The organism is Alteromonas sp. ISO5, assembly GCF_058105165.1.
Window position 1 is genome coordinate 574,800 of record NZ_CM176572.1, and the last position, 13,818, is coordinate 588,617.

Here is a 13,818-nt window from a genome sequence, read left to right on the forward strand (position 1 = left end):
TACAACTATGATTGGTTTAATTCAACGCGTAAGCGAAGCCTGTGTAACCGTAGCAGGCGAAACGGTGGGCGAGATTGGCCCGGGGATCCTCATCCTGTTAGGTGTGGAAAAAGATGACACCCAGACTGAAGTGGAAAAGCTAGCCACCAAGTTAACGAATTATCGCATCTTCAGTGATGAAGATGGCAGGATGAATCTGAACGTAAAGCAAACCGGCGGCGCCGTGTTGGTGGTGTCGCAGTTTACCCTGGTAGCCGATACCCGCAAAGGTAACCGGCCGGGTTTCTCCCGTGGTGCCACGCCAGAGTTGGGTAACGCCTTGTATAAAGCCTTTATTCATCAGTTACAAACCATGGATATCCCGGTGGCCAGTGGCCAGTTTGGCGCCGACATGCAGGTACAGTTAGTCAATGATGGTCCGGTAACCTTCCATTTACAGGTATAATTTTTCCCGCCCGCCTCTTGCTGTTAATAGAGCCTTAAGATTTAATGTGGGCCCTAATTTAATTTGAGGTAAGGCTGTGTTCAAAATAGTCACACCGCAAACCGATGATGCATTGGCGGCTTATTATCACTTCCGCTGGCAGTATTTGCGCCAGCCATGGAATTTTCCTCCGGGCTCAGAAAAAGACGAGTACGAGCAAGTCAGTGAACACCGCATGGTGGTGAATAATGACGGCGACATTATTGCCTGTGGCCGGGTTCATTTAAACACCGCCGAAGAAGCGCAGATCCGTCATATCGCGGTACACAGCGACTACCAGCGCCGGGGGCTCGGCCAGTTTATGCTTAACGCACTGGAAGCGGTAGCCCGTGAGCTCGGAGCCATTCGTGCCGTTACCAACAGCCGGGAGATATCCATTGATTTCTTCCAGGCCTGTGGTTTTAAGGTAGAGCGGGAGGCGCCCAATGAACTGGGCCTGCTGAAACGTCAGCAAATGGTTAAGAAGCTGGACGACTTTTCCTTACTGGTGTTACACCCACAGTGGTGCCAGGAACTGCAGAATACCTGGACCGAAACGATCCCGATTACTGAGCATATGGGTATCAAACTGCATCAGTATACCGGCAAGACGCTGGAAACCCGGGCCTCGCTAAATAAAAACATCAACATCCACGGCACCATGTTTGCCGGCAGTATTTTCTCGCTGGCCACATTAACCGGCTGGGGAATGATTTTTCTGCAGCTTAAGAATAAAGGTCTCGATGGCGATATCGTGCTTGGCGATGGCAATATTCACTATCATAAGCCCATCACTATGAAGCCCCGCGCAGTGTGCAATATTGAACGGCTTAAAGGCAAGTTCACCCTGCTGGAAAAAGGTAAGAAGTGCCGTCTGGAACTGGAAGTCGAAGTGCTTGACGATACCCAGCCAGTGGCGGAGTTTCACGGTATTTACTGGGTATTACCTAAAGAGGACGACAAATGACAACACTTGGTACACCTTTTACCCCTCAGGCTAAAAAGATACTGCTACTGGGTAGCGGCGAGCTGGGTAAGGAAGTGGTTATTGAATGCCAGCGTCTGGGCTGCGAAGTTATTGCCTGCGACAGCTATGCCAATGCTCCGGCCATGCAGGTTGCCGATCGCAGTTATCAGTTTTCCATGCTGGATGCCAAAGCACTGCGGGAAGTCGTAGAGAAAGAAGCACCGGACCTGATCGTGCCGGAGGTTGAGGCAATTGCTACTGCGGAGCTGGTTGAACTTGAAAAAGAAGGCTTTACTGTAGTGCCAAGTGCCAACGCGGTTAATCTGACCATGAACCGTGAAGGCATTCGCACGCTGGCCGCCGAAGCGCTGGGATTACCAACCTCGGCTTACCGTTTCGCCAGTGATAAAACACAATTTGTCGCTGCAATTGAGGCGATTGGCTACCCCTGCTTTGTAAAGCCCATCATGAGCTCCTCAGGCAAAGGGCAGAGTCGATTGACTGGCCCTGACGATATAGAGCACGCCTGGCAATACGCTCAGGAAGGTGGCCGTGCCGGAGCCGGTAAGGTAATAGTTGAAGGGCATGTGAATTTCGATTATGAAATTACGCTTCTGACAGTCCGCACGCGACAAGGCGTAACATTTTGTCCGCCCATTGGCCATATTCAAAAAGACGGCGACTACCAGTACTCCTGGCAACCCACCGCGATGAGCGACACAGCCCTGGCGAGCGCACAACAAATTGCCGATAAAATAACCCAGGCGCTTGGTGGCTATGGCTTATTTGGCGTAGAACTGTTTGTCTGTGGTGACGAGGTGATTTTTAGTGAGGTCTCTCCACGACCACACGATACGGGCATGGTCACACTGATTTCCCAGAACCTGTCGGAGTTTGCTTTACACAGCCGGGCGATCCTCGGGTTACCCATACCGGTTGTTAGCTGTTATGGCCCAAGCGCTTCAGCGGTGATTCTGGGCTTTGGTGAGGGCAATCGCATCAGTTTTGGCAACCTGGATAAAGCGCTCAGTCAACCGATGACAGATTTGCGTTTGTTCGGCAAACCCACTATCAACGGCAAACGCCGTTTAGGTGTAACCCTGGCTCGTGGTGAGACCATTGACTCTGCAGTTGCCACGGCCCGTGAGGCTGCCGATCTCGTGGACATTACCATCAGTAAAGATTAACCAACGATAACAATAAACCTGCCAAAACAAAAAAAGCGCCTGCAAGGGCGCTTTTTTTGTTTTCAGAAGCAAGAATGTTAGCCTGCCATGGCGGCCTGTAATTTCTTCATCGCATTCTTTTCAATCTGGCGAACCCGTTCTGCTGAGACCTGATATTTATCTGCCAGGTCCTGCAGGGTGGTTTTATCGTCCGCTAACCAGCGAGTTTCGATAATATCCTGACTTCGATCGTCCAGGGTTTTCATGGCTGAGTATAAACGCTTAGTGGCGTTAGCATCCCAATCATCATTAATCACACTTGACTCGACGTCTTCTGATTTATCTTCCAGATACTGAACCGGGGCAAAGCTGCCGTTTTCATCGTCATCGGCACTCAAATCAAAAGCCTGGTCCTGAGAGCTCATCCGCGCTTCCATTTGCAGCACTTCTTTAGTACTGACACCCAGCTCATTCGCCACGGTTTGCACTTCTTCGTGACTGAACCAGCCCAACCGCTTCTTTGCTTTACGCAAGTTAAAGAACAACTTACGCTGGGCTTTAGTGGTAGCCACTTTAACGATGCGCCAGTTTTTCAATACAAATTCGTGAATTTCGGCTTTAATCCAGTGCACGGCAAAAGAGACCAAACGCACACCCACTGACGGGTCAAAGCGTTTTACCGCTTTCATTAAACCAATATTGCCTTCCTGAATAAGGTCTGCCTGAGGCAACCCGTACCCTGAATAGGACTTGGCAATATGCACAACAAAACGAAGGTGAGACATTACCAGCTTACGTGCCGCATCGATATCTTCATCTTCACGCAAACGTAACGCCAATTCGCGCTCTTCGTCAGCGGATAGCATGTCAATCGTGCTGACAGCCTGAATGTAACCTTCAATACTTCCATTGTGTGGAACAGACAGGGCCATTGATTGTAAGTTTTTACTTGTACCCACGCTCATAGTCACCTCAATAAAATCCTATATACTTCACTTAATCCAATAACAAAAATACCAGTTTGCGAAGCTTAGGTTGGTAGCATCTCACTGCGACGCACCAACCAATCAAAAACGAAATATAGGGGTTAATACCATACTTATCAAGACCCCGATATCATAAAAAAGTTCAAATTTTTACGTCTGCGATAGCTAACCGGATGAAGAGTGTAGAAAAACCACTTTTTCAGTGCATAAATTGGCCTGCTTCATAATGTAACTTAATGTTGCTGGCACATAACATCGCAGGTATCGCAAGCATTACCTGCATAAGACCGGACTACTGTGGCCAGACTTTCACAAAAAACCTTATCAGACCCACTATTGCCTGGCATTAATCATCTTTGCGTCGCAAAATTTTCTTTGGACAGGTGATTATTAAAACTATTCGACGTATATTACTTCCATTGGACAGCACAAGATCAATAAACGCAAATGAATTGCGCTGAACTGCATGTTATGGAGATCGGATGTTTGCATATGTAGCGCGCCAGCCAATTGTAGATACATCTCAACAGTTGTATGCCTATGAGCTGTTATTCCGGGATGGGGAAAAAAACTGTTTTCCCAATATACCGCCCGATCAAGCCACTTCCAGACTTCTCGCTGCCAGCCATTTAAACATAGGGCTGGAAGCAGTAACTAACGGCGCACAGGCGTTTATCAACTTCCATACGGATACGCTACTTTACCGCTTTCCTACCAGTCTCGACCCGAAAAGTGTGGTCATTGAAATAACCGAAACCGTGGATGTTAGTGATGACCTGGTAGAAGCCTGCAAGCAAATCAGCAACCAGGGCTACCGGCTGGCACTCGATGATTATGATCTCGAGGAGAAATGGCAGGTCCTGCTGCCGCTTATCAGTATTGTTAAGTTTGATATCACCACCGTCACTGATGAACAAATTCGCGAAGCGGTTCCCCTTCTGAAGACGCATAACATTAAATTAGTAGCTGAACGAGTGGAGACCAAAGAACAGTTTCATTATTACCGCCAACTGGGCTTTGACTATTTTCAGGGTTACTTCTTTGCTCGTCCTGAAGTTATCCGCCACCGTAAGATGAGCTCGTCGGCCGTCAATATGCTCGAATTATTAAAAGAAAGCACAGCGGCTGAACTTAACATTGAGAATATTAACGCGATTCTCGAGCGGGATGTTTCTCTCTCCTACCTGTTACTGCGGTTTATTAATAACCCCACGGTAAACAAGCGTAACGAAATCACATCGTTGAAGCACGCCATGACCTTTATGGGTGAGCAGGAAGTGCGTAAATTTATTGCCCTGTTGTCGCTGGCTAATTTATCTGACGGTCAGCCCGGTGAAATCCTGAGCATGAGTCTGGTTCGGGCCCGTTTTTGTGAGCTTATCCTGATTGCGATGAAAGACCAAAGCAAACCAAGCCGTGGTTTTCTCACCGGCATACTGTCACTTATCGACACCCTGATGGAACAGGAAATGCGCGAACTGGTAAAGAAATTGCCACTACCGGATGATGTGAGTGGCGCATTATGCGGTGAAAACAACCTCCTGAAACAATGCTTACAACTGGCAACCGCGTTTGAACGCGGTCAGTGGGGTATCATAAGAGCACTAAGCTCGCGTTTCGGCCTCACCCAAAAGCAGCTACACGAAATTTATACCAGTTCGCTCAGTTGGGCTGCGGCTTTGCAGAATGAAGTTCATAACTAATTATCGCCCGAACATTGCGCCGGATCAGTCTATTTTAACTAACTAAAGATGGATCAAAGATTAACCATCGGTTAGAGTTTGTATAGGTCTGTTGTTAAGGCCAATGGTATAACAAGGATAATCACTTTAATGTTTGCATTTATCGCTCGCCAGCCAATTCTAGACCGGGAAAAGGATGTTTTCGGTTATGAACTGTTGTTCAGGGATGGTAAATCCGGTACCTACCCCACCCACGATAACGAGAAAAGCCGCTACATCGCAGAGCATTTTCACACCCTGGGGCTGGACGATATCTGCGGCGATAAAACCTCGTTTATCAACTTTCACAGCGATACACTGATTGCCGGTCTACCCGCAACGCTTAATCCTGATACGGTGGTGATTGAGCTGTCTGAATACCCAGCCCAACAAGCGGCGCTGGTGGATGCCTGTAAACATGTAAAACAGCTGGGCTTTAAACTGGCGATTGATGATCCGGCGATGATCAGCGGCCAGCATTCTATTTTTCCGCTTATCGATATACTTAAAGTCGATGTACACAAAGCCAATTACAGCGTTATTGAACAGAACATTCCTCGTTTTCTGCAATCCAGCATTCAACTGGTCGCTGAAAATGTGAATAACCACGACGACTTCGTGGTTTGTCGTGATTTGGGCTTTGATTTATTTCAGGGCTACTTTTTCGCTACGCCGGAAAAAACCACGCAACGTCAGCTACCTGCGTCAAAAATGAACCTGGTTGATTTGATGGGCGAAAGTGCCAGCTCGCAGTTTAATCTGGAGCGCATTAACCAGATTGTCGAGCGCGATGCCGCCCTGTCATTTTTGTTGCTCAAATTCATTAACAATCCCACCATTAATAAACGCTATAAGATCACCTCATTAAAGCATGCGCTTAACTATATGGGTGAGGTGGAAATTAAAAAATTTATTGCCCTGTTGTCGCTGGCTCACCTAGGTGACGAAAAGCCGCTTGAATTACTGCATATGTCTTTAGTACGGGCTAAATTTTTCGACCTGCTCGCTCAGGAACGCGGGCTGAATTCCGATCCGCCGATTGGCTTTTTGATTGGCCTGTTTTCATTACTCGATGCCCTGCTCGATCAGGAAATGCCGGATATTTTACGCCAGCTCCCGCTGACCGACGAAGTCAACGATGCGCTGCTGTGTAAATCGGCTGAATTTAATCACTACATGAAACTGGTCCGAGCCTTTGAAGGGGCAATGTGGATGAATGTTATTCGCGAATCCAGAGAGCTCAACATCGATCAGAAATACCTGCACAGCTTGTTTAATCAGGCCATTGTATGGGGCAACGGGGTACGTAAAACCATTTCGTCCTACTTCCCGAGAAAACAGGTCACTGACAAATAAAGTCGTTCAGTCTTCTACGCCCTGCTGGCGCACGGCGGCCAGAAGTTGTGGAAAGAATGTCAGAAACGATTGCTCAAACACCCTATAATTTTGCTGCACTTCGTCGATGCTGCCATGAAAGTTATGCTGAAAACGAATGCGACTGGCAGTGCGCTCCAGCGCCCTTTCTACGCCCTGCAAATGCGTATAGGTATCCAGCCAACGATGGGTCAGCATGCTCCTGACCATTGCCTGCATGGACTCGGGCATAACACTGACACGCTGGGCCAGACAATCATAGGCACGATGACTGAATACCGTAAAACTATCCTCGCTGTATAGCGACCAGTGCTTAATCAGGAAGTGATCAAACAACACATCCAACATGATACCGGCAAACCGCCGGCGCCTGGCAGAAACTTCACCACGGGCCTGGCGCACAATACTGTGCGAATCAGTGAATTTGTCCACTAATATATGGTTGGCGACGCCTGCTCTCACCGCATCGGAATAGAGGTCAAGATCAACGCCACGGCGAAAATCGCCCAACAAATTACCGAAGCAGGAATCGGCAGTGGGCCGGGCTAAAAATAAATGGGCCAGATAGTTCATAAGAAAACTTACTGTGGCTCAATTTCCCGCACATGCCGCTGCACCGAAATTAACGAGCCCACCAGCCCCAGCATCACCGACAAGAACAACATGGTAAGTAGCGCCGAACCGGTTAACCCGGTAATATGAAAGGACTTGTCGTATAAACTGGCAAACGCCTGAATGCTGCTGTCCATCCACCACAGAATAATGATGACCGCCATCCAGGCAATCACGCCCCCCAGCAAGCCATACCAGAACCCCGTATAGAGGAAGGGCCGGTGGATAAACCCGTCGGTGGCACCCACCAGTTTCATCACCAGGATCTCATCCCGCTTGTTGAGGATATTCAGCCGGATGGTATTACCAACAATCAGGACAACGGCAATAAATAACAGCACGCCAATAATAGTGACCAGCTCAGTAGCGATTTGCAGAAAGCTGTAGAGCCGCTCCAGCCACTCAATATCCAGCTTGCCCATATCCACTTCCCGCTGTTGCTGCAATTTCTCCAGCAGCATCTGGGCAGCGGTTGGTGCGGTATGTTTATCGCCGGGGGTAACCAGCACTACATCCGGTAATGGATTGGCTTCAAGATATTTCACCGCATCCCCTAAACCAGACAACTGTTTAAACTCTTCCAGCGCATCATCAGCGGGGATATAAACCACCCGCTCAATCTCCGGCCAGGTTTGTAAACGAGTGATTAACTGTTGCGCTTCTGCGGCGCTGGTCTGATCTTTCAGAAACAACGAAATTTCCGCTGCCTGCTCCCAGCCGGCGCTGATTTTTTCGGTGTTCTTTACCAAAATGTACAGCGTACTGGGCAGGGTAATACTTAACCCCAATACACCAATTGTCATCAGCGATGCTGCAGGCTGCCGCCACAGCTCACCAAGGCTTCCCAGCGCCTGACGGATGTGATTAACGAAGAACATAACAAAGCGCTGGGCAATATTGATTTTACGTTCACTGGCGCCCTGACTGCGGCCTTTAAACAAAATACTCATAGCGCTTCCTCGCCGTCCGTTAAGCCGTCGGTGATCATTTTACCGTTCTTAAGTGTAAGAGTGCGATAGCGCATGCGCGCAATCAGGCCCAAATCGTGGGTGGCTATGAGTACAGAAACACCGGCCTGATTAAAATCTTCAAACAGGCGCACAATTTCCATGGATAATTTGGGGTCGAGGTTACCTGTCGGCTCATCGGCCAGCAGCAGAGGCGGTTTATTTACCACAGCCCTGGCGATGCCGACACGTTGTTGCTCACCGCCAGACAAGGTTATGGGTAAATTGCGTGCTTTGCTGCGCAGCCCCACCATCTCCAGTGCGGCATCCACCCGCTTGGCAATTTCCTTGTGACCGTATCCTTCAATGACCAGTGGCAGTGCCACGTTATCGAAGACCGTTTTGTCCATCAGCAGTTGATGGCTCTGAAAAATCATGCCGATATCACGACGAATATAAGCAATCTGGCGTCGCTTAATCACGTTAAGATCGTGGCCGTTAATGAGTACCCGGCCAACAGTGGGGCGCTCCATTATACTGATCAGTTTAAGCAGGGTACTTTTACCGGCACCGGAATGCCCGGTTAAAAACGCCATTTCGCCCTGGGCTATGTGAAAGTCGACTTTAGACAGCGCTCGCTGGCCGCCGGGATACGTTTTGCTTACCTGCTCAAATCTGATCATCAAGGATCCTGATTATTCTGTCTGTTGTTTTTATTAGGGTTAACCAATACCAGATTAACTTTTCTCACCCTCGCTGAACAGCGCATCGATAAATTCGTCGCCGTTAAAGCCACGCAGGTCGTCAATGCCTTCCCCCACCCCAATGTAACGGATCGGAATAGCAAATTTATCGGCAATAGCAAAAATCACTCCGCCCTTGGCTGTTCCGTCGAGCTTGGTGAGGGTAATGCCGGTTAACCCTACGGCTTCTTTAAATAGTTTAGCCTGACTAATCGCATTCTGGCCGGTAGCGGCATCAACAGTGAGCATGACTTCATGGGGCGCATCCGGGTTGAGTTTTTTCATTACCCGCACCACTTTTTTCAGCTCTTCCATCAGGTTATCTTTATTCTGTAAGCGACCGGCCGTATCGGCGATAAGGATATCACTGCCTTTGGCCTTAGCCGACTGCAAAGCATCGTACAACACCGAAGCGCTATCCGAACCAGTAGGCTGAGCGATAACCGGAATATTGTTACGCTCCCCCCACACTTGCAATTGTTCCACCGCCGCAGCCCGGAAAGTATCACCGGCTGCCAGCATGACTTTTTTACCCTGCTGCTGATACTGCTTGGCCAGTTTACCAATGGTGGTGGTTTTACCGACCCCATTAACGCCTACCATCAGAATGACAAAAGGTCCCTGGGCTTTATCGTGACTGGCAATCACCTCTGGCAGCGGTTGCTCTACGGCAGTAAGCATGCTTCTGAGCTGCTGTTTGAGCAATTCGTATAGTGCATCGCCGTTTTTCAGTTGTGAATGTTTAGCGCCTTCCACCAGACGGTCGATAATTTTCTGGGTCGTATCCATTCCCACATCGGCCACCAATAGCTGGGTTTCGAGCTCTTCATACAGCTCATCGTCAATAGCCTTGCCGCGGAACAGACTAACGATACCGCTGCCGAGGTTGGCCTTAGTACGCGATAAACTGGCTTTAAGGCGACCGAAAAAGGATTTCTTTTCAGTTGCTGCAGAGTCTGCAACAGTTTGCGTTGTCGGAGGTTGTTCAACCTCGGGGGCTGGCGCTGGTATTACCTGTTCCTGCGAAGCAGGTTCCACCGTATCAACAACCTGCTCTCCAACGTTAGATTCATCCGTTAGCGCGTCGATGGGTTCGGCTTCTACCAGACTGCTGTCTGGCTCAGCTTCATCAGGTACTTCGGGTTGTTCTTGCTCAACCAGATCTTTTTCAACCTGCTCCTTTGTGGCAACGATGGCTGTATTGCTGTCTGAGCTTTCGTCTTGAGGGGGATTAGTTGCTGGTTCCGGCGTTTTATTTTCATTTTTATTTTTGTTAAACCAGCCAAAGAGTTTAGACATTGTATTGACAATTCCTTACTGAGAAACCGCTTTGTGCGGTAAACTACTAAATATTAATTTAAGCGTGCTGCGTTATATCAGCACATAATACCATCGACTGGCATAATGAATCGAGTAGCAAAACCAACCTCACGCCATAACAAAAAAAGTGGTAGCGTACGCATTATCAGCGGCCAGTGGCGCGGTCGCCGGTTACCTGTGCTGGATGCTGAAGGGTTACGCCCCAGTACCGACCGCACCCGCGAAACACTGTTTAACTGGCTCATGGCCCATGTCCAGGGTAGCCGGGTACTCGACGTTTTTGCCGGCTCCGGCGTACTGGGACTAGAGGCGTTATCTCGCTATGCCAAAGAAACCGTGTTTATCGAAAAACATGCCCCCACAGCCAAACAATTAAAAGCCAATCTTACGACACTGAAAGCCGGGGCTGAGGTTCACTGTAACGATGCAATGGCGGTATTACCAACGCTAAAAACCCCTTTTGATATTATTTTTATTGACCCGCCCTTTGGGTATGATTTAGTCAATCCTTGTCTGACCGCACTGCATAAGTACCGGTTACTGGCCGCAAATGCCCTGATATATATTGAACAGGAAATCAACGCTCCGGTGCTCTCCCTGCCACCCGGCTGTCAGGTTATCAAGCAAAAGCAAACCGGCCAGCTGACCTATTGTCTGCTTGAGTATACCGGCGCTGACGCTTAAGGGTTTAATTCCAGGCCGATATTGGATATCCCTTCACTGGCGGCAATGGCTCTAAGCTTTGATACTTTCTGTGTCATTGGCGCTTTGGTGGTCACGGCATCGAGCAATTCCTGCTGTATGGCTATTTCAAATTGCATCAGCGGATGCGTTTTCACGTCATCCTCTGTGGCTTCACCCGTGGCCAGTAAGTAAGCTTCAACACTGCCCTGGGACAGTTTACTGACAACCACGGCACCATGGGGATCCACTTTCATAATCAGGTTAATGGCCGACGACATGGCAATGGCAGCATCCAGCGCAGGATACACACCAAAAGAGTCGTAATCGCTTACATCAGGTGTTGCCTCTTCTACCTTTTCCAGTTGCGTGGCAAAGTTAATTTTGCTCTTGGGGCTGCACAGAGACTCCCAGATAAGATCCAGGCATTTTGCCAGGGTATCAGGCTCAGCAAACTCAGTAAGCTCACAAAAAAGCTGATAATTGGGCACCATACGGTGCAGTAGTGCAGCACTGAACGCAATGGCATCAGTGCCTTCCAAAGCCCGGACCTGGGCGAATGTTGAGAGTTTAGTTGTCAAATTAACGCCTGTTTTCCAATCTGAAGCCATACAATATTGGGGCACATATTAACCCACCTGAGAAAAATAAGTACCCACACCGTCTAAAAACATTTGGATGGCAATCATCACCAGGATCATTCCCATCAGGCGCTCCATGGCGGTTAAGCCGCGCTCGCCTAACACCCGGTGAAATGCGCCTGAGAATAGCAATATGGTCGCACTCACCAGCCAGGCGGCACCCAATGCCAACGACCAGTCTCCCATACGATCAGGGCTCTGGTTAGATAGCAGGATCAAAGCTGCAAGCGTTGACGGGCCTGCAATCAGCGGTATAGCCAGCGGCACGATGTAAGGCTCCTCGCCTGCCGCCAGTCCCAGCGGACTGCCGCCGGCCTTAGGAAAGATCATTTTAAGGGCGATCAGGAACAAAATAATTCCGCCGGCGATGCTCACGGTTTCCTGTTTTACATTCAAAAAGTCCAGTACCGCCTGACCGCTAAACAGAAAAACATACAAAATAACCAGGGCAAATACTAATTCACGTATCAAAACGATGCGTCGGCGCTTTGGCTCGATCATCTTCAGAACAGACATGAATATGGGCAGGTTGCCGAGCGGGTCCATAATTAAAAACAGCATGACCGCTGCTGACCAGGTATCCATAATCGATTGTCTCCCATCGAAATACAGGCAATATTTACCTATATTTAAAGTTTATTTCACAAATTAAGTTTTTTGCGCTTTACTCTCTGTACCGCTTTCACTATGCAGGTTGCATTTATGAGTTTAATGACAGTCCAGGAGGTTGCGGATTTTCTTGATGTTCAGGAAATTCGCGTTGAGCGTCTACAGCGAGAGAGTCTGCTCGTTGCAAAAGAGACAGACGGTAACGGCAATCCCTTATTTGACTCTGTTGAAGTAGAAAAATACAAAACCTTAGCAGAGCGACTCGGCGGTCTGTAACCACCGAGTAATCCCTTTCTACTGGCCGATAAAGGCTGCCAGTGTTCTGATACCGGCCGCTGTAGCACCTGCCGGCATTTCGCTGTTGGCACTGCCGTGATATGCCGCGGCCAAATCCAGGTGTAACCAACTGTCTGCCGGGGTCACAAAACGCGACAAAAACCCGGCGGCATTAGAGGCGCCACCTGCGCCGCCGCCTTTTTGCGGACGACTGTTAGCTGTATCGGCAAACGCTGATGGACATTTTTCCTGGTGCCACGGTTGCAGAGGTAATGGCCAGAAGAGCTCCTGCTGCGCCTGGGCTTCACTTAGAAACGATTGGCTAAGCACCGGATTGAGACTGAATACCGCGTGATAATCATACCCCAGCGCTACCGTTGCGGCACCGGTCAGCGTAGCCGCATCAATAATACAGGCAGCCTCTGCTTCGGAAGCCGCAATAAGGCCGTCGGCAAGAACAAGGCGGCCTTCGGCGTCCGTATTAACAATTTCCACACTGACACCGTTTTTATATGTCAGTACGTCACCGAGTTTGTAGGCGTGACCGCTGACCAAGTTTTCAGCGCAGCATAAAAACAGCTTCACCCGTTTATTGAGACCCTGCATTATGGCCAGTCCCAGCGCGCCGGTCACTGTTGCTGCACCGCCCATGTCACACTTCATATCCAACATACCTTCGCTGGACTTCAGGCTGTAGCCACCACTATCAAAGGTAATCCCTTTCCCAACCAATGCAAAAGCCACCGGCGCCTGCGGATCGCCACCAGGGTTATAATCCAGTTCCAGCATGGCCGGGGGGCGTTCACTGCCGCGCCCGACGTTGTAAATACCTGCCCATCCCTCAGACGCAAGCTGTTCACCACTCACTACCCGATAGGTTACTGCATCACCGTTTAATGATTGCAGCCAGTCGGCACTTTCCTGTGCCAGGCCTGCCGGAGAAAGCCGCTCAGGGGTATCATTGGTGAGCTTACGGGTAAACATCATCGCAGTTACCTGACGCTCTGCTTCAGCTCGCTCAGCGTTATCACATAACGTTACTTCACCCGGATTACGCGCCTTGGAGAAACTCATCACAAAAGTTACCTGGTCAATAACCGACCATTCACCGCTAAGCGTGACTGACGGGATCCCGAGATTGTCTATCTGTCTCGCGGCTTTACGAATACTGCGCAGACGGTCCGCTTCATCCCTGATGTGGATGGTGATGTCGTTACCGGTAAGACTTACCAACGCCTTGTCTCCCCAATGAACCGGGGCCGGGTTGCTCGTGATCTTCACTTTCATGTCAGTCATAATGCTCCTTACTATT

The 13,818-nt window shown here is 49.3% G+C and carries 15 protein-coding genes; 7 read left to right on the forward strand and 8 right to left on the reverse strand.

Translation table 11 applies throughout. The annotated features are described in order from the left end of the window. The first annotated feature begins 7 nt into the window (after window positions 1–7). From dtd to purT, 3 genes are all read left to right on the forward strand, one after another. Complete coding sequence (dtd, locus tag AC2T0J_RS02480) at window positions 8–445, forward strand: D-aminoacyl-tRNA deacylase (RefSeq protein WP_489808615.1); 438 nt, start codon at window positions 8–10, stop codon at window positions 443–445. A gap of 76 nt (window positions 446–521) precedes the next feature. Further along, complete coding sequence (locus AC2T0J_RS02485) at window positions 522–1,430, forward strand: bifunctional GNAT family N-acetyltransferase/hotdog fold thioesterase (protein WP_489808616.1); 909 nt, start codon at window positions 522–524, stop codon at window positions 1,428–1,430. Then, on the forward strand, window positions 1,427–2,617 hold the full coding sequence (gene purT / locus AC2T0J_RS02490) for a formate-dependent phosphoribosylglycinamide formyltransferase (protein WP_489808617.1): 1,191 nt from the start codon (window positions 1,427–1,429) through the stop codon (window positions 2,615–2,617). The genes AC2T0J_RS02485 and purT overlap by 4 nt, the downstream gene beginning before the upstream one ends. A 77-nt stretch (window positions 2,618–2,694) precedes the next feature. Here the strand turns inward: purT and rpoH are convergent, their stop codons facing one another. Further along, window positions 2,695–3,561: an RNA polymerase sigma factor RpoH gene (gene rpoH / locus AC2T0J_RS02495; RefSeq protein WP_489808618.1), complete on the reverse strand. Its 867-nt coding sequence runs from the start codon at window positions 3,559–3,561 to the stop codon at window positions 2,695–2,697. Between the two features lie 503 nt (window positions 3,562–4,064). On the opposite strand from rpoH, the gene AC2T0J_RS02500 reads away from it, so the two are divergent. Next, window positions 4,065–5,285, forward strand: a complete 1,221-nt coding sequence (locus AC2T0J_RS02500; RefSeq protein ID WP_489808619.1) for an EAL and HDOD domain-containing protein — start codon at window positions 4,065–4,067, stop codon at window positions 5,283–5,285. 129 nt (window positions 5,286–5,414) lie between these two features. Further along, on the forward strand, window positions 5,415–6,659 hold the full coding sequence (locus AC2T0J_RS02505) for an EAL and HDOD domain-containing protein (protein WP_489808620.1): 1,245 nt from the start codon (window positions 5,415–5,417) through the stop codon (window positions 6,657–6,659). Window positions 6,660–6,665: 6 nt separating this feature from the next. Here AC2T0J_RS02505 and AC2T0J_RS02510 read toward each other — a convergent pair whose 3' ends face one another. Genes AC2T0J_RS02510 through ftsY form a run of 4 tightly spaced genes read right to left on the reverse strand, consistent with a single transcriptional unit; the run spans window position 6,666 to window position 10,278 of the window. Next, entirely contained in the window at window positions 6,666–7,250 is a 585-nt protein-coding gene (locus AC2T0J_RS02510; RefSeq protein WP_489808621.1) for an acyl carrier protein phosphodiesterase, read from the reverse strand. Window positions 7,251–7,258: 8 nt separating this feature from the next. Beyond that, window positions 7,259–8,239 carry a permease-like cell division protein FtsX gene (gene ftsX, locus AC2T0J_RS02515; protein ID WP_489808622.1) on the reverse strand — a complete coding sequence of 327 codons (981 nt, stop codon included), beginning with the start codon at window positions 8,237–8,239 and terminating at the stop codon, window positions 7,259–7,261. Beyond that, window positions 8,236–8,919, reverse strand: coding sequence for a cell division ATP-binding protein FtsE (gene ftsE / locus AC2T0J_RS02520; RefSeq protein ID WP_489808623.1), 684 nt, complete (start codon window positions 8,917–8,919; stop codon window positions 8,236–8,238). Before ftsE ends, ftsX begins: the two co-directional genes overlap by 4 nt. A gap of 54 nt (window positions 8,920–8,973) precedes the next feature. Next, entirely contained in the window at window positions 8,974–10,278 is a 1,305-nt protein-coding gene (ftsY, locus tag AC2T0J_RS02525; RefSeq protein ID WP_489808624.1) for a signal recognition particle-docking protein FtsY, read from the reverse strand. Window positions 10,279–10,383: 105 nt separating this feature from the next. On the opposite strand from ftsY, the gene rsmD reads away from it, so the two are divergent. Then, window positions 10,384–10,983, forward strand: coding sequence for a 16S rRNA (guanine(966)-N(2))-methyltransferase RsmD (gene rsmD, locus AC2T0J_RS02530; RefSeq protein WP_489808625.1), 600 nt, complete (start codon window positions 10,384–10,386; stop codon window positions 10,981–10,983). Here rsmD and AC2T0J_RS02535 read toward each other — a convergent pair. Beyond that, window positions 10,980–11,591 (reverse strand): YjaG family protein, encoded by a 612-nt coding sequence (locus AC2T0J_RS02535; protein ID WP_489808626.1) that lies wholly within the window; start codon window positions 11,589–11,591, stop codon window positions 10,980–10,982. The two genes, rsmD and AC2T0J_RS02535, sit on opposite strands and share 4 nt — an antisense overlap. Window positions 11,592–11,609: 18 nt before the next feature. After that, the gene (locus tag AC2T0J_RS02540; RefSeq protein WP_489808627.1) at window positions 11,610–12,206 is read right to left on the reverse strand and encodes a YhgN family NAAT transporter; all 597 of its coding nucleotides are present in this window, start codon (window positions 12,204–12,206) and stop codon (window positions 11,610–11,612) included. A 117-nt stretch (window positions 12,207–12,323) separates the two neighbouring features. Here AC2T0J_RS02540 and AC2T0J_RS02545 point away from each other — a divergent pair, with 117 nt between their 5' ends. Next, window positions 12,324–12,506: a helix-turn-helix domain-containing protein gene (locus AC2T0J_RS02545; protein ID WP_105934947.1), complete on the forward strand. Its 183-nt coding sequence runs from the start codon at window positions 12,324–12,326 to the stop codon at window positions 12,504–12,506. An 18-nt stretch (window positions 12,507–12,524) separates the two neighbouring features. Here the strand turns inward: AC2T0J_RS02545 and pepB are convergent, their stop codons facing one another. Beyond that, window positions 12,525–13,802, reverse strand: a complete 1,278-nt coding sequence (pepB, locus tag AC2T0J_RS02550; RefSeq protein ID WP_489808628.1) for an aminopeptidase PepB — start codon at window positions 13,800–13,802, stop codon at window positions 12,525–12,527. Window positions 13,803–13,818: the final 16 nt, after the last annotated feature.